Origin of the sequence: Campylobacter sp. CFSAN093241, assembly GCF_012889595.1 — a bacterium.
Taxonomy (GTDB): domain Bacteria; phylum Campylobacterota; class Campylobacteria; order Campylobacterales; family Campylobacteraceae; genus Campylobacter_D; species Campylobacter_D jejuni.
The window spans coordinates 1,283,720-1,307,798 of sequence record NZ_CP040612.1 but is presented as its reverse complement, the minus strand read 5'-3'; the positions used below and the strand labels follow the sequence as shown (position 1 = coordinate 1,307,798).

Annotated in this window: 21 protein-coding genes, 1 tRNA gene and 1 pseudogene; 16 read left to right on the top strand and 7 right to left on the bottom strand. The window is 30.3% G+C overall.

The features are described 5' to 3' along the window. Positions 1–97: 97 nt before the first annotated feature. Together FBE96_RS08730 and FBE96_RS08725 are read left to right on the top strand one after the other, a co-directional pair. The gene (locus FBE96_RS08730) at positions 98–619 is read left to right on the top strand and encodes a hypothetical protein (protein WP_002799188.1); all 522 of its coding nucleotides are present in this window, start codon (positions 98–100) and stop codon (positions 617–619) included. Positions 620–808: 189 nt separating this feature from the next. Further along, positions 809–1,759, top strand: coding sequence for an autotransporter outer membrane beta-barrel domain-containing protein (locus tag FBE96_RS08725; RefSeq protein WP_002871964.1), 951 nt, complete (start codon positions 809–811; stop codon positions 1,757–1,759). Positions 1,760–1,901: 142 nt separating this feature from the next. Here the strand turns inward: FBE96_RS08725 and FBE96_RS06665 are convergent, their stop codons facing one another. Then, the gene (locus FBE96_RS06665; RefSeq protein ID WP_223209795.1) at positions 1,902–4,010 is read right to left on the bottom strand and encodes an RNA degradosome polyphosphate kinase; all 2,109 of its coding nucleotides are present in this window, start codon (positions 4,008–4,010) and stop codon (positions 1,902–1,904) included. A 163-nt stretch (positions 4,011–4,173) separates the two neighbouring features. Between FBE96_RS06665 and nrfH the strand changes: the two genes are divergently transcribed. The 4 genes from nrfH to FBE96_RS06645 all read left to right on the top strand — a co-directional run bounded on the left by nrfH (position 4,174) and on the right by FBE96_RS06645 (position 7,379). Next, the gene (gene nrfH, locus FBE96_RS06660) at positions 4,174–4,689 is read left to right on the top strand and encodes a cytochrome c nitrite reductase small subunit (protein WP_010891930.1); all 516 of its coding nucleotides are present in this window, start codon (positions 4,174–4,176) and stop codon (positions 4,687–4,689) included. A gap of 14 nt (positions 4,690–4,703) precedes the next feature. Continuing rightward, the gene (locus FBE96_RS06655; protein WP_002867305.1) at positions 4,704–6,536 is read left to right on the top strand and encodes an ammonia-forming cytochrome c nitrite reductase subunit c552; all 1,833 of its coding nucleotides are present in this window, start codon (positions 4,704–4,706) and stop codon (positions 6,534–6,536) included. A 135-nt stretch (positions 6,537–6,671) separates the two neighbouring features. Then, positions 6,672–7,226: a membrane protein gene (locus FBE96_RS06650; protein WP_002871963.1), complete on the top strand. Its 555-nt coding sequence runs from the start codon at positions 6,672–6,674 to the stop codon at positions 7,224–7,226. Positions 7,227–7,289: 63 nt separating this feature from the next. Next, positions 7,290–7,379, top strand: a tRNA-Ser gene (locus tag FBE96_RS06645). A 72-nt stretch (positions 7,380–7,451) separates the two neighbouring features. On the opposite strand, the gene ceuB is transcribed toward FBE96_RS06645, so the two are convergent. The 6 genes from ceuB to FBE96_RS06615 form a co-directional block, all read right to left on the bottom strand. Further along, a complete protein-coding gene (gene ceuB / locus FBE96_RS06640) occupies positions 7,452–8,444 on the bottom strand; it encodes an enterochelin ABC transporter substrate-binding protein CeuB (RefSeq protein ID WP_002852385.1) in 993 nt (330 codons plus the stop codon). Positions 8,445–8,456: 12 nt separating this feature from the next. Further along, positions 8,457–9,212: an ABC transporter ATP-binding protein gene (locus FBE96_RS06635; RefSeq protein ID WP_002858409.1), complete on the bottom strand. Its 756-nt coding sequence runs from the start codon at positions 9,210–9,212 to the stop codon at positions 8,457–8,459. Beyond that, a complete protein-coding gene (locus FBE96_RS06630; RefSeq protein WP_002854141.1) occupies positions 9,209–10,147 on the bottom strand; it encodes an iron chelate uptake ABC transporter family permease subunit in 939 nt (312 codons plus the stop codon). Before FBE96_RS06630 ends, FBE96_RS06635 begins: the two co-directional genes overlap by 4 nt. Continuing rightward, a complete protein-coding gene (locus FBE96_RS06625; protein WP_002872671.1) occupies positions 10,140–11,108 on the bottom strand; it encodes an ABC transporter permease in 969 nt (322 codons plus the stop codon). The genes FBE96_RS06630 and FBE96_RS06625 overlap by 8 nt, the downstream gene beginning before the upstream one ends. An 85-nt stretch (positions 11,109–11,193) precedes the next feature. After that, entirely contained in the window at positions 11,194–12,183 is a 990-nt protein-coding gene (locus FBE96_RS06620) for a phospholipase A (RefSeq protein WP_032586027.1), read from the bottom strand. Beyond that, positions 12,180–12,755 carry a molybdenum cofactor guanylyltransferase gene (locus tag FBE96_RS06615; RefSeq protein ID WP_002858185.1) on the bottom strand — a complete coding sequence of 192 codons (576 nt, stop codon included), beginning with the start codon at positions 12,753–12,755 and terminating at the stop codon, positions 12,180–12,182. Before FBE96_RS06615 ends, FBE96_RS06620 begins: the two co-directional genes overlap by 4 nt. Before the next feature lie 61 nt (positions 12,756–12,816). Here FBE96_RS06615 and FBE96_RS06610 point away from each other — a divergent pair, with 61 nt between their 5' ends. The 10 genes and pseudogenes from FBE96_RS06610 to FBE96_RS06565 all read left to right on the top strand — a co-directional run bounded on the left by FBE96_RS06610 (position 12,817) and on the right by FBE96_RS06565 (position 24,072). After that, positions 12,817–14,124 carry an NFACT family protein gene (locus FBE96_RS06610; protein WP_032586025.1) on the top strand — a complete coding sequence of 436 codons (1,308 nt, stop codon included), beginning with the start codon at positions 12,817–12,819 and terminating at the stop codon, positions 14,122–14,124. A gap of 1 nt (position 14,125) precedes the next feature. Beyond that, positions 14,126–14,464 carry a hypothetical protein gene (locus FBE96_RS06605; RefSeq protein ID WP_002852397.1) on the top strand — a complete coding sequence of 113 codons (339 nt, stop codon included), beginning with the start codon at positions 14,126–14,128 and terminating at the stop codon, positions 14,462–14,464. 8 nt (positions 14,465–14,472) lie between these two features. Beyond that, complete coding sequence (locus tag FBE96_RS06600; protein ID WP_002858027.1) at positions 14,473–15,198, top strand: phosphatidate cytidylyltransferase; 726 nt, start codon at positions 14,473–14,475, stop codon at positions 15,196–15,198. Further along, positions 15,195–16,265 carry a 1-deoxy-D-xylulose-5-phosphate reductoisomerase gene (dxr, locus tag FBE96_RS06595; protein ID WP_002871960.1) on the top strand — a complete coding sequence of 357 codons (1,071 nt, stop codon included), beginning with the start codon at positions 15,195–15,197 and terminating at the stop codon, positions 16,263–16,265. The genes FBE96_RS06600 and dxr overlap by 4 nt, the downstream gene beginning before the upstream one ends. A 1-nt stretch (position 16,266) precedes the next feature. Then, positions 16,267–17,661 carry a M99 family carboxypeptidase catalytic domain-containing protein gene (locus FBE96_RS06590; RefSeq protein WP_002869556.1) on the top strand — a complete coding sequence of 465 codons (1,395 nt, stop codon included), beginning with the start codon at positions 16,267–16,269 and terminating at the stop codon, positions 17,659–17,661. Further along, the gene (tsaD, locus tag FBE96_RS06585; protein WP_002864246.1) at positions 17,658–18,665 is read left to right on the top strand and encodes a tRNA (adenosine(37)-N6)-threonylcarbamoyltransferase complex transferase subunit TsaD; all 1,008 of its coding nucleotides are present in this window, start codon (positions 17,658–17,660) and stop codon (positions 18,663–18,665) included. The genes FBE96_RS06590 and tsaD overlap by 4 nt, the downstream gene beginning before the upstream one ends. Next, complete coding sequence (locus tag FBE96_RS06580; RefSeq protein WP_002799196.1) at positions 18,666–19,181, top strand: prepilin-type N-terminal cleavage/methylation domain-containing protein; 516 nt, start codon at positions 18,666–18,668, stop codon at positions 19,179–19,181. It abuts the gene before it with no gap. After that, positions 19,181–20,423, top strand: a pseudogene (locus tag FBE96_RS06575) (DUF2920 family protein). Before FBE96_RS06580 ends, FBE96_RS06575 begins: the two are co-directional and overlap by 1 nt. Positions 20,424–20,434: 11 nt before the next feature. After that, positions 20,435–22,258 carry a motility associated factor glycosyltransferase family protein gene (locus FBE96_RS06570; protein WP_168940139.1) on the top strand — a complete coding sequence of 608 codons (1,824 nt, stop codon included), beginning with the start codon at positions 20,435–20,437 and terminating at the stop codon, positions 22,256–22,258. Then, positions 22,255–24,072 carry a motility associated factor glycosyltransferase family protein gene (locus FBE96_RS06565; protein ID WP_168940138.1) on the top strand — a complete coding sequence of 606 codons (1,818 nt, stop codon included), beginning with the start codon at positions 22,255–22,257 and terminating at the stop codon, positions 24,070–24,072. Before FBE96_RS06570 ends, FBE96_RS06565 begins: the two co-directional genes overlap by 4 nt. The last annotated feature ends 7 nt before the right edge of the window (positions 24,073–24,079 follow it).

Below are 24,079 nucleotides of genomic sequence, written 5' to 3'. Positions count from 1 at the left end.
TGGAAATTTTACTGCCGATAAAACTCTTTTTGCTACTTATGGAAATTTTGTTAAGGTAAATGGAGCTGCAAATCTTACAAATTCAAATTTTGGACTTATGAAACACTCTTATACAGACTTAGAAGCAAATAATGTAGTAATAGTTCAAGCTAAAGATTTCAATGAAAACATTTTAAAAGCAAATAATAACGCAGGTGCATTACTTTTAAAATTCGCAAGTGATTATATCTCAACCGATGTTCAAGGCAAAGATCCTTTGGAAGCAGGAACTATAATAGATATTAGTGATGAAGATAAATACGGCGATGGAGAAAAAGGCTTAGTAGATTATAAACTTAGCGTTCAAAACTGCGGTGGCAATAAATGCTTAGTGATCAATGGAGGTGCTACTGCAGCGGCTAAAGATAAGCTAGTTCAACTTCAAGTAGATATAGATACTATCGATAAATTGCTTGAAAATGAATTTGATTCCGATCAAGATGAAGAATGGGCAAAAGCCAAAGAAGCTCTTGAAAAACAAAAAACTGAACTTCAAACAATGTTAGAAGAAGCTGAGAAAAACGGCGGTAAAATCGATGATGAAAAATACATTGATTTAGTAAATAAAAATTCAAATTGAAATCTTAACTCTAATGATAAAGCTTCTATCCTAGCACTTCGTTCTATCACAGAACAATTAGGAAGTATAGGAGCAGATTTAGCAAGTAGAGAAGGTGTAAAACTAGCCCTACAAATCAAAAAAGACACAGACAATACAGGTAAATCTGTATCTAATCTAAATTCAGCTTCTAGTGCAGTAAATACCACTATGAATATTTCTAATGATGTTTCTATAGGTTCTCGTGTAGCAATGTTAAACAATCCTTTTGGAACTTATGCTTCTAAAATGAATGGCCTTAAATTTGCTGCTTTAGATAGCGATATGAGACCAAGCTATGTAAATGAATATACCAATAGTGTTTGGGCTAATGCTTTTGGTGGTGCTAACATTATCGATGGAGATAGTGGTGCAATGTATGGTGCTACCGTGGGAGTAGATAAACAAGCTAATGATGATGTTTTATGGGGTGCTTATTTTACTTATGCAAATGCTAAAATCAAAGACAATAATTTAGAACAAAAAAGCGATAACTTCCAATTAGGTATGTATTCTACTATCAATATAGCTCCACAATGGGAACTTAATCTTAAAGCTTATGCTCAAGTTTCTCCAACTAAACAAGACAATGTTCAAATAGATGGTGCATATAACTCAGATTATACAAGCAAATTCTTAGGACTTAGTGCTAATGCAGGTCGTGTGTTTGACTTTAGTGATAATACTTTATTTATTAAACCTTTTGCGGGAGTAAATTATTATTTTAGTTATACTCCATTTCATACAGAAAATGGTGCTATTGCTAAAGATATTGATTCTATGAAAAACAATTCTGTAAGTGTTGAAGTGGGTGCTGAATTTAGAAAATATATGAATGAAAACTCTTATATTTTTGTAACTCCAAAAATAGAACAATTTGTTATCAATAGTGGTGATGATTACACAGATAACCTAGCTGTAAATAATGCTTTCTTTACTAGTATTGAAGCTAACAACAAGAAAAAAACATACGGACAAATTATCGTAGGGGGTAATGTAGATTTTACAAATCAACTCAGTATGAATCTTGGCTTTGGTGCTAAACAAATACTAGCAGGTAAAGTAGATAATAAAAATGAAACTTACTTAAGTGGTCAAGTAGGACTTAAGTATAAATTTTAATCTTAAAAATCATTTCTAAATCTTTTTATAGTTTAGAAATAATTGTTTATTTCTATGGGAAATCTCCTAGGGCTTTATCTTAAAGCCCTTTTTTATAACAAACAAGTAAATAAGTCTTTAGAGTAAAAAACCCTAAAAACTTTTAGTTTTCTTTGAAAAGTTTGGAAGCTAAGTGCGTTGCACGACTTTGATCTGTATCTTTTTTAAGTGTTTTATAAATTTTACTTACATATTCTTCTAAGGTTTGTTGAGAATCTATGATTTTTTCAGAAGAAGGAATTTTTTCATATTCTCCATTATTTTTAAGCTTATAAGCTAAAACATTATCACTAAGTTGCAAGCGTAAAAATTGAGCTAATTTAGCTTTGCTTCTTTCATCATATATAGGAGTCATAAGTTCTAAGCGACGCTCTAAATTTCTTGGCATCCAATCTGCACTCGATATAAAATAATTTGGCTCACTATGTTTAAAATAAAATACTCTAGCATGTTCTAAGTATTTTCCTATGATGCTTCTAACGCGTATGTTTTTGCTGTATTCTTCATCAGGTTTTAAGCAACAAATTCCGCGTATGATAAGATCGATTTGCACTCCTTCCATACTTGCTTCATAAAGCGCTTGTATGATATCACTATCCACAAGAGAATTCATTTTAGCTACAATCACACCTTCATTTTTCTTGCTTGTTTCAATGCGTATCATTTCTAAAACTTTTTCTTTGATTTGATTTGGGCTCATTGAAAGAGTTTGAAGGCGACGATTTTTACTAAAGCCCGATAAGATGTGGAAAAAGCTTGTCGTATCTCTTGCAAATTCTGCTTTGCTTGTAAAATAACTCACATCAGTATAGATTTTAGCACTGCTTGCATTATAATTTCCTGTGCTTAAATGCATATAAAATTTAAGTTTATCTCCTTGTTTGCGTATGACTTGAGAAACCTTAGCGTGGACTTTAAAACCTGTAATGCCATAAATAACATGAGCTCCGGCATTTTCTAAAGCTTTCGCCCAATGAAGATTATTTTCTTCATCAAAGCGTGCTTTTAATTCTACCATCACAGTTACTTGTTTTCCATCACTTGCAGCATCAATTAAAGCTTGAACTATATTGGAATTTTTTTCCACTCTATAAAGTGTCATTCTTATGGAAATTACTTCAGGATCTTTGCTTGCTTCTTTGATAAATTTATAAACTGGATCAAAACTTTCAAAAGGTTGTATGATGAGTATATCTTCTTTTTCTACAGCATCAAAAATAGATAAATTCTCATCAAAAGGTGGTAAAGTTTTAGGCGTGTAAAGTGGGCTTAAAAGATGCGTAAAGGTTTTATTTCCTGCGATTTGCCAAAGGCTAGGGAGATTGAGTAAAATAGAATATTCATAAACATCTTTATGAAAAATTTTCATGTGAGTATTAAGAAATTCTACGATTTGCTCATCTGCATCTTTTTGAATTTGCAATCTTACAAAAGCTCCTTTTCTGCGAAGTTTTAAGCCTTGTTCTAAAATCATCATAAAATCATCAGCTTCTTCCTCTTCTATTACCATATCTGCATTTCTAGTCACTCTAAATGCTGCTGAAGCTAAGAGTTTATAGCCTGGAAAAATTTCTTCTGCGTGTTGATGGACTATACTTTCTATAGGAACATAAATATTTGCACTTACTTCATAAAAACGAGGTAAAACTCTTGGAATTCTAATCATTCCAAATTTTACAAGTTCAGGATGCGCTTTATCGCAAATTTTAACCGCTAGTGAAAAAGATAAGTTGTTTAAATGCGGAAAAGGGTGAGTAGCATCAACAGCTATTGGAACAATAACAGGAAAAATATTGGAGAAAAAATACTCATCACATTTTTGTTTTAAATTTTCATCTAAATTCTCATAATGTTTTATGAAAAGATTTTCTTTTTCTAGTTCACTTGTGATTTCATTAAAATAACGCTCCAAAAGTTCTTTTTCTTGGTGTAAGTATTTGCGTATGGCTTTTAATTGTTGTAACGGGGTCATTTCATCGCTACTGCTTGCATTAACTCCAGCTGAAAAAAGTTGTTTTAAGCCTGCGACGCGTATCATATAAAATTCATCTAAATTAGTGCAATATATAGCTATAAATTTTAATTTTTCTAACAAGGGTAAATTTTTAGAACATTGGTCTAAAACACGAGAATTAAAGCGAAGCCAAGAAAGTTCGCGATTGATAAACATATCAGGACTTGTTTGCATTAATTTTTCCTTTTTTAGTTGTATTTTATCATTTATTTTGAAATTATTGAATAAAAGTTTTAAATTTTTTAGGTTAATTAAGAGTAAATATATCTTTAAAATTATATTAAATTCATCTATGTTAGAATCACAAAATTTATTTCTGGGAAATTCTGTGACATTGTTGTTTCATTGAAGATTTTAAGAAATGATAATTTTAAGGAGGAAAATTTTGAAGAAAACTTCGAATCTTTTTACTATTTTTCTTGTTTTGCTTTTTGTTTTCTTTGCGGTTGGGTTTTATACTTTTTATAACGCTAAGGGCACATCTTATTTAAGCAATGCAAGTGAATCTTGTAATAACTGCCATATTATGAATGAAGTTTATAACGAATACATGGCAGGACCACACTCTCAAAAAGTCAAAGGCGAACCAAGAGCAACTTGTGTGGATTGTCATTTGCCACATAATTTTGTAGCTAAGTGGATAGCTAAAGCGCAAAGTGGTTTAGGACATGCTTATGCTTTTACTTTTAAACTTGATGAGTTGCCTACAAATTTGAGTGCGACTGAAAAAAGCAGAAAAATGGTGCAAGAAAACTGCATACGCTGTCATGCAGATTTTGCTCAAACAGCTATCAATGCTACAACAAATCCACATGCAGACAAGTCATTAAATTGTGCTTCTTGTCATAAAGATGTTGGACATAAACACGGAATTTAATAAGGAGAAGATGAATGAAAAAAAATATTTTACGCTTAGGTATTGTCGTTTTGGTTTTACTTATAGCGGGAGTTTTATGGCTAAATAATGATATCAATCAAAAAAAAGAAGATGAAGCAAATAAAAATGCCATTGCAGCAAATGCTGATTTTTCTTTGCTTAGCGATGATGATCCAAATTTTGAAAAATGGGGTAAGGTTTTTCCAGAGCAACTAAAAATGTATTTAACGGTTGAAAAAGAAGAGCCTAAGGCTACTGAATTTGGTGGTAATTTAGCTTATTCAAAATTAATTCGCTTTCCTCAATTAACCATACTTTGGGCAGGATATCCTTTTAGTCTTGATTTCAATGAAGAAAGAGGGCATTTTTGGGTTCAAGTAGATCAAATGAAAACAGCAAGAAACAACAAAGATTTTCTTAATGCCCATGGACTTGCTGCTTTTAAAGGTCAACCTGCAGCTTGTATGAATTGTCATAGTGGATGGACTCCATGGCTTATAAAAAATGTTGCTAAAGGAGATTTTACTGCTTTTAACTCTACAAATTATTGGACTATGATTAAAAATATCCCAGCTGTTGATGGTATAGTAGAAAATTCACCTGAACATGCAGGCCCACATGGTGGTAAAAGAATGGGTGTAACTTGTGCAGATTGTCACAATCCAAATGATATGAGTTTAAGACTTACTCGTCCAGCAGCTATTAATGCTTTAGTTTCTAGAGGATATGAAAAAGATCCAGTACAAGGCGTAAAAGCTACAAGAGAAGAAATGAGAACTTTAGTTTGCTCTCAATGTCATGTTGAATACTATTTTAAACCAACAGGGGAAAAAGTAAAAGTAATGGGTGAAACTATTGTAGATGATAGTTCTAAAAAATGGTGGAATGGAACTCAGAAAAATTATGATGAGTATGAGTTTTGGAGAGATGGCAATAAAGCTAAAGAGATTGAAACCGATGGTATAGTTTTAACTTTTCCTTGGAGTGAGTGGAAAAAAGGACAACCATTTAGAATTGAAATGCTAGATGATTATTATGATAAAGTTCGTGGAGTATTTGGAGCTGATTTTACTCATAAATTAACAGGAGCGCAAATTATTAAAATTCAACATCCAGAAAGTGAACTTTATAGTGGCGGTGTGCATGCTGCAAATGGAGTAAGTTGCGTGGATTGTCATATGCCTTATGTTAGAGAAGGAGCTAAAAAGGTTACTCAACACAATATCACTTCTCCTTTAAGAGATATTAACTCTGCTTGTAAGTCTTGTCATAAACAAAGTGAAGATTATTTAAAAGCTCAAGTGCTTGACATACAAAACAGCGTTGCACATGATCAAAGAACTGCAGAGTATGCAATTGTTAGTTTGATTATGGATACTAAAAAATTACGCGATGAACTAGGCAATATGGAAAAATTCCAAAGCGATGGAAAAGCTGATGCGAAAAAAATTAGCGAAGAGCTAAAAGAAGTTTTAGAACTTCATCGTAAAGCTCAAATGAGAGCGGATTTTGTTAATGCTGAAAACTCAACTGGTTTCCATAATCCTCGCGAAGCTTCAAGAATGTTATTGCAAGCTGTTGATATGGCAAGAATGGGACAAACTAAACTTGTAGAAATTGCAGCGGCAAATGGAATTAAAGATTTTAAAACTTCAAATTTAGGTTTTGAAGATATTCAAAAATTTAATCCAGGAGAGCTTTATTATAAAGTAGATGTTAATAATCATAAAGCTGGAGAGCGTTACTATGCAGATGAAAAAGATGTTAATGGCAATCCTCCAAAAGAACTTTTAGAGCATGATAAAGAGCTTGCTCCTTATAATTATCAAGTGATTGATAAAAAATAATTCTTAAGCCCTATAATCATAGGGCTTTTTCTTTTCTTTGTTTTAAAAAATATAAACTTTTTATTTAAAATTCACTTTTGCTTCACTTTGTTTTGTCAAAATATCACAAATTTTGATAATCAAAAAGGAGTTAAAATGATCAATAAAAATAAATTGTTTAGACAGGTTCATATCTATCTTAGTTTGTTCTTTTTGCCTTGTGCTTTGCTTTTTGCTTTAACGGGTATAGTGTATATTTTTGGTATTAATCAAGATGTGGGCTTAAAAGTTGAGCAGTATCAATTGTCAAAAGTTATAGAAAGTGGTAAAGAAAGAGAAGCTTTAATAGAGTATTTAAAAACAAATGGTTTAAAAGTACCATCTAATACAAATATAATTAAAAGTAAAGATAAAGGTATAACAATAGGTGGAACTCATTATAGTGCTAATATAACTCAAAATTCTACTAATGAATACAATATTACCTTAAAAACAAGATCTTTACTTGGAGATATGATTATGCTTCATAAAGATAAGGGTGCTTGGTATTTTTCTGTGCTTAGCGTAGGTTTTGGTATTACTTTATTTATGCTTTATATTTCAGGGCTTATGATTACTTTGTTTGCAAATAAAAAAGATAGAAGTAAACAATTTGCAGTTCTTGGAGTAGGGGTTGTTGTAACTTTGCTTTTGGCTTATCTTAGCCTTTGATTTTTCCTAGCTTTTTAAGCTAGGTATTATTTATTTTTTTGTATAATCATACTTTACTTTATTGGACAGATGGGTGAGTGGCTGAAACCACACCCCTGCTAAGGGTGCAGATCTTAACGGGTCTCGAGGGTTCAAATCCCTCTCTGTCCGCCACTAAAACTTTCTTGAAAATCCCAAGTATTTTATTAAGTATCGAAGCAAGAGACTAGCCCTTGCGAAGTTATATTATTTTACAGCGTTTTTGATTTCTAAAATCATAGTTTTTAAAGACTCTAGTCCATTTCCACTTGCTAAATACCAGTATTCTGGATCAAGATAGATGATTTTTTTGTTTTGCGCTGCTTTGGTTTTAGCGACAAGTGCATTATCGAGTATGCCTTGAGCACGTTCTTTGTTGCCTAAGATGACATTTCTATCAACAACAAAAATATAATCAGGATTTTTTTCTAATATAAATTCAGAATTGATACTTTTTCCGTGTGTGCCTACTTTTATATTCTCATCTACCGCGTTAATCCCTAAAACATCGTGAATAATCCCAAAGCGAGATTGAGGACCAAAGGCTGAAATTTTGTTAGAATTTGTAAGAATGATAAGAGCTTTTTTATCTTCATCAACTATACTTTTGGCTTTTTCAATTTCATTTTTAATATCTGAAATTTTTTCTAAAGCTTCTTTTTCTAAACCATAAAGTTTTGCAACGCTTAAGACATTGTTTTCAAAAGAGCTTAAAAAATTTGCATTATCAAGACCTACAAATAAAGTTGGAGCTATTTCTTTTAATTTGTCATAAAATTTACTTTGGCGTCCAGAAATGATGATAAGATCAGGTTTTAAAGCATTAATGGCTTCAAAATCAACTTGTTGTACTCCACCTACACTAGGTTTGTTTTTAAATTGTTGTAGGTATTTTGGTAAATTTTTAGCAGGAACGCCAACGACTTTATCATTTAATTTTAAAGCATCAAAAGTATCTAAAATTCCAAGATCTAAGATCACTACCTTAGAAGGATTTTTAGGGATTTTATTTTCTCCTAGACTATCCTTCACTAAAAAACTATCACCCTCATCGCTCATACTAATAGGCAAAACTTTCACCGTAGCAGTGTTGGTTTTTGTTGTAGAACTTGCGTTGTTTTCATTTGAGTTTGAATTACAAGCTGTTAAGATTAGACTTAAAAAAAATGCAAAAAATGCAAAAACTAAAGATTTTTTCATATTTTCTCCTTTTTAAAAATAAATACAAATTTTCTTACCATTAATTTGACTTACGGGTATATCCATATCATAAATTTGTTTTAAATTTTCTTGATTGATGATTTCATCTTTTGAGCCTTGTTTTAAAAGCTTCCCATCTTTTAAGGCTATGATTTCATCAGAATAAATCGAAGCAAAATTAATATCATGTAATACAACAGCTATACTTTTGTTAAAGTCTTTGACTAAATTTTTCATTAGTTGCATGATTTGTACGCTATGCTTCATATCAAGATTGTTCAAAGGTTCATCAAACATTATAAATTCAGTATCCTGAGCGATGATCATGGCTATAAAAGCTCTTTGCTTTTGTCCCCCGCTTAATGTATCTAAAAATTCATTTCTTAAGTTGCTAAGTTCCATGTATTCTAAAGCTTCATTGATTTTGATTTTATCGTTTGTATTAAGTCTTCCTTGAGAATGCGGAAAACGCCCAAAAGCGACTAATTCTTCAACTTTTAATCTTAAATTGATATTGTTTTGTTGTTTGAGAATGGAAATTTTTTGTGCTAAGATTTGCTCTTTATAATTTTTTAAATTCATTCCATCGATATAAATTTCTCCACTACTAGGTTTTATCAAACGACTTGCTAGAGCTAAAAGAGTGGATTTTCCAGCGCCATTGGCTCCTATTATAGAAGTGATTTTGCCTTTATGAAAATCAAGGCTAAGATCTGAAATAATGACTTTATTATCATAAAATTTGGTGATATTTTTTAGTTTAATCATAATTTATTACCCTTTAATACAAGATAGATAAAATATATCCCACCTAAGAAATTAATAACCACGCTTATAGTGGCATTATAATCAAAAACTCTAGAGACAAAAAACACCCCTCCAAGCAAAGCCAAAATACTAATAAGTATACAAGCGCTTAGCAAAATACTATGCTTTGCAGTTTTAAATAGCTCATAAGTGATATTTACTACTAAAAGTCCTAAAAAGGTTATAGGACCTACAAGTGCGGTGCTAATAGAAGTTAAAATAGCTATGATAATCATCAATTGTTTTGAAATTTTTTGATAATTTATCCCTAAATTTATCGCTAAATCTTTGCCTAAATTTAAAGGATCTAAAAATTTCATATAGCGAAAAATCCATATAAAACTTAAAAAGCTAATAATATAAGCAAGAATTAAAACATCAAAAGCAATATTATCAAAACTAGCAAACATTCTTCCTTGTATTACCATGAATTCATCAGGGTCGATTAGTACTTCAAAAAAAGAGCTTAAAGTGCTAAAAAGTGTTCCAAAAACTAAACCTAAAAGCATGATAAGATAAATACTTCTATCACTACTAAATAAAATCTTATAAAGTCCTAGTGAAAAAACCACCATACAAACTAGAGTGATTAAAAAATTGATATCGTTTTTATAAACACTTAAATTAGCCGCACCAAAAGAAAAGATAAGAGCACTTTGAAGCAACATATATAAAGAATCTAATCCTATGATAGCAGGGGTTAGAATTTTGTTATTGCATAAAGTTTGAAAAATCACTGTTGAAACAGCGATACAAATAGCTACTATAATAATAGCCGCAATTTGTAAAAAACGACTTTTTAAGGCATACTCATCAAAGCCATTTAAACCCACAAATATAAAAATCCCTATCATGTTAAGTGTTAAAAAGCTTAAAATTAGCATTTTTTTACGCATAAACTTTCCTTTTTAGTAAAAGAAAGATAAAGATTAAAGACCCTAAAACACCTGTAGTGATACTTAAAGGCATTTCAAAAGGAAAGATAACAAGTCTTGAAATGATATCGCAAACAAGTAAAAACAAAGCTCCACAAAGTGCTATATAGATAAGATTTTTTCTAAGATTATCACCTAGATAAAGAGCTACTAAATTTGGGATAATTAGCCCTAAAAAAGGGATAATCCCAACGCTTACAATCACTAAGCTAGTGATAATGCTTACAATCATTAAGCCTAAAAATAATATACCATTATAAGAAATTCCAAGATTTAAAGCTATATCTTCACCCATGCCAACTATGGTGATTTTATGAGCTAAAAAATAAGCAAGTATAAAAAGTGGTAAAGAAATGTAGAGCAATTCATAATTTCCCTGCATAACATTTGCCATACTGCCTTGTAGCCAACCTTGGATATTTTGTATATAATTTAAAGCATAGGCAAAAAAAGTGGTTATAGCACTAATAATACCTCCAAACATCAAGCCTATCAAAGGTACAAAAATCACATCTTTGAGTTTGATTTTTCTTAAAATTTGGATAAATATAAAAGAACCCAAAAGTGCAAATATAGAAGCAATGATAGCTTGAGTGAAAAAAGACGCTCCAGTAAAAAATATTAAAGAAATAAGTATGCCAAATTTAGCACAATCCATGGTCCCTGCTGTAGTTGGGGAAACGAATTTATTTTGCGTGAGTTGTTGCATGATAAGCCCACATATACTAAGACTCATTCCTGTGAGTAAAATTGCTATAAGTCTAGGAATTCTTGTGAGAGTTATGATTTCTAGTTGAGTGGAGTTAAGATTAAGAATATCTTTTACATTGATACTGATAACTCCTATAAATAAACTTATCATTCCAAAGAATAAAAGTAAAGCTATAAGCACTTTTAAACTCAATATATGCTTAAAAAACAAATCTTTCCTTATAGTAATAATAATTATCAAAAATGAAATTGTAATGAAATTTGTTTTAAGAAATGATAAAACTACAAAGGATATTTTAGTAAGAAATCAAAAATCCAGTGGAAAGTCTTTGCAAGTGTTTGTTATAGTCTATAAGGCTTTCTCCATAGCCATTAAAGTATTGTAAATACCAATAAATTCCGTTATTAAAAATATCATATCCTAGATCAACTTGTATAGCGCCTTTGTTATTGTGGAATTTAAGATTATTTCTTAGCATAAGATTGATAAAATAATCATCACCTAAATACGCTAAATTCACATCAAAATTTCCCATATAATGCAAGATAGCAGGATTATCATCATCTTTTTTGCTTTCAGGAATTCTATACCAAAGACGTGGAACAAATAAAAATTTATTATATAAAATAGCAGTAGATACATAAATTCTATTCCATGAGCGAGATTGTAAATTCTCATCTCCCTTGCCATTGCTTTCATGCAATATACCTACGCGTAGATTGTTAAAAAATTCATAATCTTTAAGATACAAAGGAAAATCTATAAAAAATTCTGGTTGATAGTTGGTTTCTCTAAAAGGAGAAGAATGCTCATAAATTTGCCACCAAGAAGTTTGAGTATAGGCTATATAATATTTTTCATCTAGTCCTAGTAAATTTTCAAAAAGTCTTTTTTTAACACTAAGTTGGAATTTCGCCTCACTCTTATTATTATTTGTTCCTAAAGAATTAAAACTATAAGTAAAAGGTAAAAAATAATTCATCTTATAAGAGCTAATGCCAAGGGGATTAAAGCTTTCATTTTCACCAAGATAATTAGCCAAAGCTAAGCGAGAAAAGTCTTGTTTTTCTTCTTTTTTTATAGTGATAGAATTTTGCATTTGTGTTGCTTGGCTTGAGTTATTTTGTTCTTGAGAAATCAAAACAGATGAATTTTTTAAAGCGAGTTTTTTGTAAATTTCCATAGCTTTTTTATAATCGCCTTGTTTTTCATACTCTAAAGCTTGTTGTAAATCACTAGCCCATATAAAAACGCATAAGCTTAAAAATAAAGCAATTTTTCTCATTTTAACTCGCTTTTAAATTTTTCATATTCTTCATAAAAATTAAGATTTAAAAAAGCATCTTCATCTTCAAATTCTACAAATTTGGTTTTAATCTCAGAAAATAAAAGTCCTATTTTTTGTTCATTTTTTTCTAAGAAATTTTTACAAGTTTGAGCTAAAGAGCTGTGATAAAAGCCACATAAGGGATGTTTATGCAAAGGGGTTTTTGCTATGATTATTTTATAGTTTTGTTCTAAAAAAGGAAGCATTTTTAAAAGCTCATTTTCACCTACTTTAGGACTATCTACACTTAAAACAAAAACAAATTCATTTTTAAAATTTGAAAGTATAGAGTAAAGCGCAAGCATAGGAGAGTAAACTTCAAATTCTAAAGAATCTTTTATCAAGCTAAAATGGTTTTCAAATTTGTCTTCTTTTGCACTCACATAGACATTTTTAAAAATTTTAGAAAATTTCTCTACTTGAAATTGAGTTAAATTTTGATTTTTAAGAATCAATTTGCTTTTATCTTGTCCCATACGACTAGATTTGCCACCACATAAAATCACGCAATTTAGCTCATTAAGCTGCACAAATTTCCTTTTTTAATGTAATTCTACCACAAATTCGCCAAAATATTTTATAATTTCTTTTATGAAATACACAGAACTTTTACAATTGCAAACTTTTTTTTCTCAGTTTAAAAAAATCGATTTTATCAAGCGTATTAATGACAATATTTTGGAATTAAGCTTTGATAGAGAAAGATTTATTTTTGATCTCACTCGTGCAATGAGTGCGATTTATACGGCTAAATTTAATGCAAAAAATTATAATGCACCTTTTGATTTTATGCTTAAAAAGTATTTTAGCAATGCTTTTATAAAGGAAGTTAAAGTCCTTGAAGGCAATCGTATTTTATGTTTTAGTGTAAAAGCTAATAAGGCTTATAAAAGCTATGAGAGCAAGATTTATTTTGAATTTACGGGTAAAAATACCAATGTTATTCTTACAGATAAAAAAAAATTGATCATAGAGGCTTTAAGGCATATTGATAAAAGTTATCGTGTTGTAAAACCTAATGTGATTTTAGAGCCTTTAAAGCCTTATAAAATGGATGAAAATTTTGAGGAAATCAAAGACTTTGCAGATTATTTTTCTCGCAAATTTACAAGCATTTATGAGAGTAAAATCAAACAAATAAAAAATTTAAAACTTGCACAAGTAGATAAAAAAATACAAAATTTACAAGAACTTTTTTCTAGTCTAGATGAAGAAAATTCTTTACTCTTAAAAGCTTTAGAATACAGAAAAAGGGCTGATGTATTGTTTGCAAATTTGAGTGTTTTAAAAGATTATGAAAGGGAATTTAAGCTTGATGATTTTGAAGGCAAAGAGCTTGAATTTAAGCTTGAATTTAGTCCTAAGCGAAGCGCTAATTTATATTATAAAAATGCCAAAAAATTAGAACAAAAAGCTAAAAATTTAAACATACAAAGGCAAAATTTAAAAGAAAAGTTAGATTTTACCTTGAGTTTGAAAGAATTATTGCTTCAAGCTAAGAGTGAGATAGAGCTTGAAATTTTACTACCTAAAAAAAATAGCAAAAAAAATCAAGATTATAAACAAGAAGATCTTGTGGCAAATTTTTATTACAATGAGTTTAAAATTTGTGTGGGTAAAAATGAAAAAGGCAATGAATTTTTACTTAAAAATGCTAAAAAAGATGATTTGTGGCTTCATGTAAGGGATATTCCTAGCGCACATACTTTGATTGTATCAAACAAGCAAAAAATCAGCCTCGATGTGATAGAATTTGCTGCAAGGCTTTGTGTAAGCTTTTCTAAGTTAAAGAAAGGTTCGTATTGGGTCGATTATACCTTAAAAAATTTTGTTAAGGTTCAGCAAAAGGCGTTTGTAAATTATACAAATTTTAAAAGTATTAATATCACAAAGGATTAAAATGCCAGTTAGCCCTTTAGGAAATATCAATTATATAAATCAGAATATGGCTTATCCAGCTACACAAGCAAGCAATGAGCTTGCAAAAGAAGGTTTTGCAGCTACGCTAAATATGGCTGAATTTAATGAAAAAGAAAAAACTTTAAACAAGCTTGAAAAAGTCAATGAGACTCATGAAATCAAAGAAGAGATCAAAGAAAAAGCCGAACAAGAAGAAAAAAAGAAAAAACACAATCAAGAAGCTAAAACCAGCGATGATGAGAAAAATGAAGAAGATGAGTCTAAAGATCCAAATTTTAAAGACGCACAAAGCATTCATCGCCTAGATATTAGTATATAAGGAAAAATATGTTTAATACAACTAGAATTATTTCAGCTCTTGTGATGATAGGGGCTATTATTATTATCGCGTTGATTGATCAATTTTTTATCAATTTTATCGTTTTTGCGGTTTTATTGTATTTATCTTTTAGTGAAGCAAAAAAACTTTTTGCTTTAGAAAATATTTCTATTATCCCTTTGGCTATAGCTTTTATTTTGGGAAGTTTATCGCATAAAGCTTTGCTTTTTGGGATTTTAGCTTTGTTATTAGTCGTTGGATATTTGGTTTATAAAAAGGCTTCCTTAAAACCAGCTCTTATTTATATTTATCCTAGTTTGCCTATTTTAGCACTTTGGCAAGTGTATTTAGATCAGGGTATGTTTGCGCTTTTTTGGCTTATCATTATCGTTGCAGCTTGCGATAGTGGGGCGTATTTTATCGGAAAACTTATGGGTAAAACTCCTTTTTCTCCAACAAGTCCAAACAAAACCTTAGAAGGTGTTATAGGTGGCTTGATTTGTGCGAGTGTTATTGGAACTATTTTGGGAATTTTTGTTTATAGTTTTTGGCTTTCTTTACTTTGTTCGTTTTTTGTAGCGATTTTTGCAGTGATTGGAGATTTGTTTGAGAGTTATTTTAAAAGAGAAGCAGGTGTAAAAGATAGTGGAGATCTTATCCCTGGTCATGGGGGCGTGCTCGATAGAATCGATGCAGTGATCATTGCTGCTTTTGTGATGGTTACTTTTTTATGATACTTTTTGGAAGCACGGGCAGCATAGGAATAAACGCTCTTAAACTTGCTGCTTTAAAAAACATTCGTATTTCTGCTTTAGCTTGTGGGGATAATATCGCTCTTTTAAATGAACAAATCGCAAGGTTTAAACCCAAATTTGTTGCCATAAAAGATTCAAAAAATAAGCATTTAGTTAAACACGATAGGGTTTTTATAGGGCAAGAAGGTTTAGAGCAAATTTTAACAGAATGTCAAGATAAGCTTTTACTCAATGCCATTGTAGGTTTTGCAGGACTTAAAAGCACTTTAAAGGCTAAAGAGCTTGGCAAAAGCATAGCTTTAGCTAACAAAGAAAGTCTTGTAGTAGCTGGGAGTTTTTTGAAAGGGGCTAAATTTTTACCCGTTGATAGTGAGCATGCAGCTTTAAAATTTTTACTCGAAGGTAAAAAAAATATAGCAAAACTTTATATCACAGCAAGTGGTGGAGCTTTTTATAGGTATAAAATCAAAGATTTAAATCAAGTCAGTGTCAAAGATGCTTTAAAACATCCTAATTGGAACATGGGAGCAAAGATCACTATAGATAGTGCGACTATGGCAAATAAGCTTTTTGAGATTATAGAGGCTTATCATTTATATGATTTTAAAGAAATTGATGCTTTAATAGAACCAAGATCTTTAGTGCATGCAATGTGTGAATTTAAAAATGGAGCTAGCACGGCGTATTTTTCAAAAGCAGATATGAAACTAGCTATTTCAGATGCTATATTTGAAAAACAAGATACGCCTATTTTAGAGGCTGTTGATTTTAGCAAAATGCCTGCTTTAAAATTTCATCCAATCAGCACAAAAAAATATCCTATTTTTAAGCTTAAAAATACATTTTTAAAAGAGCCAAATTTAGGTGTTATCATCAATGCTGCTAATGAAGTTGGTGTTTATAATTTTTTAGAAAATAAAAGTGGATTTTTAGACATTGCTAAATGCATTTTTAAAGCCCTTGATCATTTTGGAGTGCCTAAAATTTCAAGCATAGAAGAAGTTTTTGAGTATGATTTTAAAACAAGAGAGTATTTAAGGAGTTAAAATGAAATTTTTTTTAACAATTTTATTTTTTATAACAAGCATTTTTGCTTTAGAGCTAGACTTTAGCGTAGGAGAAAATGGAAAAAGTCTAGATGATAATAATACAGTTTTAATTTTTGGTGGAATTCAAGGCGATGAGCCTGGTGGATTTCATGCGGCAAGTTTGCTTTTGAGTGATTATAATATCACTAAGGGTAAGATTATAGTGGCTCCAAATTTAGCTTTTGATAGCATTATCAAGCGTTCTCGTGGGAATAATGGGGATTTAAACCGTAAATTTGCAAGCATTAGCCCAAAAGATCCTGATTATAAAACCGTTCAACGCATTAAAGAGCTTATTTTACTTCCTGAAGTTAGTATGGTGATCAATCTTCACGATGGTTGGGGTTTTTATAAACCCACTTATATCGATGCGATGCAAAATCCTAAGCGTTGGGGAAATTCAAGCGTGATTGATACAAGCGAAATCAATGCAAGCAAATACCCTGATCTTGAAAATATCGCCACTCAAACCGTAAATAGTGTCAATTCTTCGCTTGCTGATCCAAAGCATGCTTATCATCTTAAAAACACCAAAACCCAAGAGCTTGGCGATACGGAAATGCTTAAAGCTTTAACTTATTTTGTGATTTCAAATCACAAAGCCGCTTTTGCAAATGAAGCGAGTAAAAATCTGCCTGTAAATTTAAGAGCTTATTATCATCTTTTGGCAATTGAAAATTATTTAAAAACTGCAGGAATTGAATTTAGCAGAGATTTCGAACTCACTCCACAAGGAGTTGATAAAGCCATAAATAAAGAGCTTGAAGTAAAACTTTTTGATGATAGAATTTTACTTTCTTTAAAAAATCCAAGAAAGGTTATCAACTATGTGCCTTTTCCGGTAAATAAAGAGTTAAATTATAACACAAGCAATGAACTTACGGCTGTTATCGCAGAAGGAAATTCTTTTTATATCCAATATGGCAATCGTTTTCAAACAAGATTATATCCTGAGTATTTAGAATTTAGCGATGCTTTTAATGAAGTAACTTTTCAAGTTGATGGCAATGAAACCACAGTTCCTTTTGGAACCAAGGTAAAAGTAAAAGAGAATTTTCTTATTCCAAAGATAGCTAATGTGCGCGTAAATATCATAGGCTTTGATCACTCAAAAGATGAAAGTGGTATTTTAGTTCATAAAAAAAATATGCAAACACAATACTCTTTAGACATGGCAGGTAAAATTTATAGAGCGGAATTTTATGAGTTAAGAGGTGCAAATTTGCAACAACTTTTAGAGGCAAATATCAATAGCAAGTTGATCAAAAACGCTAAAAATTTGGATTTAAATACTCTTAAAATGGCAAGATCAAAAGATAAATTCTTAGGTTCTATTTTAGTGGAATTTGAATGAAAAATCTTATCCTAGCTATAGAAAGTTCTTGTGATGATAGTTCTATAGCTATCATTGATAAAAACACCTTAGAATGTAAATTTCATAAAAAAATTTCCCAAGAATTAGATCATAGTATCTATGGGGGAGTGGTACCTGAACTTGCTGCAAGACTTCATAGCGAGGCTTTACCAAAGATGCTTAAGCAATGCAAAGAGCATTTTAAAAATCTTTGTGCCATAGCTGTGACAAATGAACCTGGACTTAGTGTTTCTTTGCTCAGTGGAATTTCTATGGCAAAAACCTTAGCAAGTGCGCTAAATTTACCCTTAATCCCTATAAATCATCTTAAAGGTCATATTTATAGTCTTTTTTTGGAAGAAAAAATTTCTTTAGATATGGGAATTTTGCTTGTTAGTGGTGGGCATACCATGGTGCTTTATCTTAAAGATGATGCAAGCTTAGAGCTTTTAGCAAGTACAAATGATGATAGCTTTGGAGAAAGTTTTGATAAAGTGGCTAAAATGATGAATTTAGGTTACCCTGGTGGGGTCATCATAGAAAATTTAGCAAAAAATGCCAAACTTAAAAATATCTCTTTTAACACACCTTTAAAGCATTCTAAAGAACTCGCTTTCAGTTTTTCAGGGCTTAAAAATGCAGTGCGTTTGGAAATTTTAAAACATGAAAATTTAAATGAAGACACAAAAGCAGAAATAGCTTATGCCTTTGAAAATACAGCTTGTGATCATATCATGGATAAATTAGAAAAAATTTTTAATCTTTATAAATTTAAAAATTTTGGCGTTGTAGGTGGAGCTAGTGCAAATCTTAACTTGCGTTCGCGTTTGCAAAATTTATGTCAAAAATATAATGCAAATTTAAAACTAGCTCCTTTAAAATTCTGCTCTGATAATGCTTTGATGATAGCAAGAGCCGCAGTTGATGCTTATGAAAAAAAGGAATTTGTAAGTGTAGAAGAAGATATTTTAAGCCCTAAAAATAAAAATTTTTCAAGGATATAGATGAAAAAAGCTTTTACTATATTAGAACTTGTTTTTGTGATCGTTATTTTGGGAATTTTAGCCGCTATTGCTTTGCCAAAAATGAGTTCAAGTAAGGATGAAGCTGAAGTTAGCAAGTCTTTAAACAACCTTAAAACTTTGATCAATGATATAAGCATTTATACTTTAAAAAATGATCATTTAAGCTCTATAAAAACGATGAGTAATGTAAGCGGGGTTGAAAATGTTGATCTTAGTAATTTTAACGGTATAAAAGAAGTAAATTTTCGCGTAGGCGATGATAAAGAATGCTTAAAACTTGTTTTTATAAATAAAGCTGATTTTATACTCATGGGAATTTCAAGCAATGAAGCAAGTAAAAATGCTATCATCAACGCAGCTAATCAAAGCCATGAAGATTTAGAAAATATAGACTTTACAAGCTCTTCTAGTAATAAAGCTTGTGTGATTTTAAGTAAGAATGAAAATTTTAAAAACCTAGCGAGTAAAACTTATCTTTTAATAGGGGGAATGTAATGATAGTGAGTAAAGCTTATGAGATTGACTCTTGTGATGATGTAGAGCTTGGTATAAAAAGAGAATCAAAGCTTGAATTTAAGCTTTGGTATGATGATGAAAAAACACCTGAAGCCTTGGTGTTTGTGGTGCAAGGTATGGGTGATGATATATCATCGATCCAATATGTTGGTGATTATATGGTAAGGCAATTTAATACTGCTGTAGTTGGAGTAAATTATCATTGTATTGGCAATCGTCCTCAAACCGGATCAAGCTTTTTTATGGATGATATAGACAAGCTTATTTTAAAAGCAAGTTGTGAAGCTGCGGATATCAAGCTTCCTTATGATGTTGATAAAATTCAAGACTATAAAGCAATGAGTAAAATTTTTCATTTTGTAAATAATCAAATAGTTGAAGGCAAGCAAAAAGGTAATTTTACGCCAAATTATTTTTTAAATTTGCATGTGAGTTTGCAACCGACAAAAAACGAGTATCAAAATTTTGGGATCATGCAAGCTCAAGATCTTTTAAATGTCGCACTTTACCTTAAAAAACACGCTCCTTTTGATACTATGGGGGGGGGGTATACCAATTATCATGATAGGGGGTTCTCACGGGGGATATTTAGCACATTTGGCAGCTAAGATTGCGCCTTGGTTAGTAGATGGAGTGTTGGATAATTCTGCATACGCTAAGTTTTTATGGAGAGTTGTAGGTTTTGGAAAGGAAATAGATTTTATGCAGTATAGTGAATTTGCTACTTTTGATTTTTTTCATCATATTAAAACACATTGTTCGACAAAAACTTTTTGGACGAGTAATTCTTCATCGCCTCGTTTTTTTTCTCCCGCAAGAAGAAAAATTCGAAATCTTTTAGAGGAAGATCATCTTTTAAAACAATCAAAATGTTTAAAAACTTGCTTTATAAGTTATCATTCCTTATACGATGAGTATGTTTCTTTAAAAGAAAAAACTATGTTCTATGAAGAGCTTGAGAAACTTGGTTTTGATGTAACTTTGCATTCTATTACTAAAGAATCTCAAGTTGATGGAAAATTTATTAAAAACTTAAATCATGGCATGGGAATTCCAGTAAAACTTTTGATTAAAAAAGAACTTCCTTTAATGTTAGAAAAAATAAAACAAAATCTAAAAAAAGATTATAAAGAAAAATGTATCTCTTATCCTTGTGAGGATTTGTTGTATCAATTTAGCGAAAAAGATGACAAAATATTGTTAAAGATAGATAAAATTTAAGGAAAACTTTCATGACCATACTAGAAAAAAACATACAAGCTTTATTAAGCGGAGTAAATGAACCCTTAGGAAATAGACTTTTAAATTTCATACAAAATAAAACTTGTTCTCGTTTTAGTATAAATGAAAATTTGAATATCTATGATAAAACTCATAATGTTTTTATGTATGAAAATTTAGAAGAAGAAATAAATTTTTTCTATCAAAGTATTTTAGAAAAAACTCCTAGATATCCTTTTATATGTATTTATGGTATAGGCAATGCTTTACTGATTAAAAATTTAGCTAAACACTATAAACATCTTTTTGTATTTGAAAGTGAAATCGAACTTTTTATCCTAGCTTTAAGCACGATAGATTTGAGTGAAGAGCTTTGTAGTGGAAAAATTTATCTTGTGGATATCGAAGAAGAAAGAGTGGATATTCAACTACTTATACTTTTTGATATGAAAGATATGTTTGAGTACTTAAGTTTATATGAAATGTTTGTAAATAATGTTTATTACAAAAAGTTTTATGAAGATATTTGGCATAAAGCAGATGAACTTTGCGAGAAAAATATAGAAGTAATAGTAAGAAATTTAAATTCTAGCCTACATATCGCTTTTGAGTGTTATTCTCATCTTTTGCAAAACATCCCCTCTATGCTTGAAAGCATTCCTTTTCAAAGAATCTTAAATGAAAGAAAAAACAAATTCGAAAATGCTATAGTAGTTTCTGCAGGACCTAGTTTAGCTAAACAACTTCCTTTACTTAAAGCTTATCAAGATAAAGCAGTGATATTTTGTGCTGATGGGGCTTTGAGTATGCTTGAGAAAAAAGGCATAGTGCCTGATTATGTTACGAATTTAGATTTTACTGATCTAGCAATGAAATTTTTTCAAAATAAAGAAAATAAAACTTCTTTAAATGTACTTTCATGTGCTACTCATCCTAGTTTGGTTCATTTTTTAGATAATAAAAGTGTAGTTTTAAGAGATGACCCTTTATATCAACGCTTCAATCTTAATGACTTTGGCTATATCGATACAGGTACTCATGTAAGTCATTTTTCTTATACCTTAGCTTTAGCTTTAGGATTTAAAAATATCATCATGATAGGACAAGATTTAGCCTTTGATGAAGAAGGAAATTCACACTCAAAAGGTTTTGATTTTGGAGAGAAATTTAGTGGTGAAGAAAATATAGATAAACTTAAAGTCCCTGCCTATGCAGGTAAAGGTGAAGTTTTAACTCATATAACTTGGAATGATTATCGTATAAAATTAGAATACCTTTTTGCTTGCAACGAACAAAAAGCAAAGTTTTACAATGCTACTGAAGGTGGAGCAAGGATTAATTTCACTGAAGAACTTTCTTTTAAAGAATGTTGTGAAAAACTCCTTACAAAAGAAAAACCTAAATTTGAACTTCCAAAAAGTTTAACTAAAAATAGAAGTGATAAACTACTAGCTAAATTCAAAGAAAAAATACAAAAAGATCAAGAAAATGCTAAAAGATTTTTAGACGATGCTTTAGCTTTAAAACAAATTTTAGAAAATATACTCAGTAAAGATTTTATTTTACCTTTGGAATTTTTAGAAAAAGTCTATCAAAACATAGAAAATTTCAATCACTCTTTAGATGAAGATGAGTTTATACAGGATGGTATTTTAAAAGCAGTGATGTATGAGCGAGGACTTAAGATAAGTTTAGTTTATAAAGAAAATATTGTAGATAATGCTAGTTTCATCACAGCCTATATCAAAGCTTATCATGAATGGTTGCTTTATTTTATAGAAAAACTAGAGCAAAAAATAAATATTATTATAAATTCTCTTAAGGAAACCCAATGACCATACTAGAAAAAAACATACAAGCTTTATTAAGCGGAGTAAATGAACCCTTAGGAAATAGACTTTTAAATTTCATACAAAATAAAACTTGTTCTCGTTTTAGTATAAATGAAAATTTGAATATCTATGATAAAACTCATAATGTTTTTATGTATGAAAATTTAGAAGAAGAAATAAATTTTTTCTATCAAAGTATTTTAGAAAAAACTCCTAGATATCCTTTTATATGTATTTATGGTATAGGCAATGCTTTACTGATTAAAAATTTAGCTAAACACTATAAACATCTTTTTGTATTTGAAAGCGAAATAGAACTTTTTATCCTAGCTTTAAGTACGATAGATTTGAGTGAAGAGCTAAAAACTTATCAAGTGATATTGTTTGATGTAGCAGCCAAGGATGTGGAAATTCATATTGCTATGGTTTTTGATCAACAAAGCATTTTAGAGTATTTAAGTTTATATGAAATGTTTATTAGCTCGCATTATTATCTTAAATACTATGAAATTTCTATTTTATCTTTGAATGAACTTTGTATTAAAAGTGCAAGTGTAGCAATAAGAAATGCAGATATTACTTGTTTTTTACCTTTGCTAACACATGGACAGTTTTTACAAAACATCCCCTCTATGCTTGAAAGCATTCCTTTTCAAAGAATCTTAAACGAAAGAAAAAACAAATTTGAAAATGCTATAGTAGTTTCTGCAGGACCTAGTTTAGCTAAACAACTTTCTTTGCTTAAAGCTTATCAAGATAAAGCAGTGATATTTTGTGCTGATGGAGCTTTAAGTATGCTTGAAAAAGAAGGTATAATACCTGATTATGTTACTAATTTAGATTGTAGGGATTTGGCAATGAAATTTTTTCAAAATAAAGAAAATTTAAAACAAAGCATCATTGCTCTTGAGTGTGCTACACATCCTAATGTCGTGCGTAGTTTAAAGGCTGAAAATTGTATGATTGTTTTAAGAAATAAAGCCCTTTATCAACGCTTCAATCTTAATGACTTTGGCTATATCGATACAGGTACTCATGTAAGTCATTTTTCTTATACCTTAGCTTTAGCTTTAGGATTTAAAAATATCATCATGATAGGACAAGATTTAGCCTTTGATGAAGAAGGAAATTCACACTCAAAAGGTTTTGATTTTGGAGAGAAATTTAGTGGTGAAGAAAATATAGATAAACTTAAAGTCCCTGCCTATGCAGGTAAAGGTGAAGTTTTAACTCATATAACTTGGAATGATTATCGTATAAAATTAGAATACCTTTTTGCTTGCAACGAACAAAAAGCAAAGTTTTACAATGCTACTGAAGGTGGAGCAAGGATTAATTTCACTGAAGAACTTTCTTTTAAAGAATGTTGTGAAAAACTCCTTACAAAAGAAAAACCTAAATTTGAACTTCCAAAAAGTTTAACTAAAAATAGAAGTGATAAACTACTAGCTAAATTCAAAGAAAAAATACAAAAAGATCAAGAAAATGCTAAAAGATTTTTAGACGATGCTTTAGCTTTAAAACAAATTTTAGAAAATATACTCAGTAAAGATTTTATTTTACCTTTGGAATTTTTAGAAAAAGTCTATCAAAACATAGAAAATTTCAATCACTCTTTAGATGAAGATGAGTTTATACAGGATGAAGTTTTAAGAGGAGCTTTTGCTTATCGTGGAAAAATGATTGCTGATGTATTAAAACTTCATATACAAGATAAAACGCATTTCATCACAGCTTATATCAAAGCTTATGATGAATGGTTGATTTATTTTATAGAAAAGTTAGGGCAAAAATACAAGTCTTTGTCAAAAGTATGAAATTTTA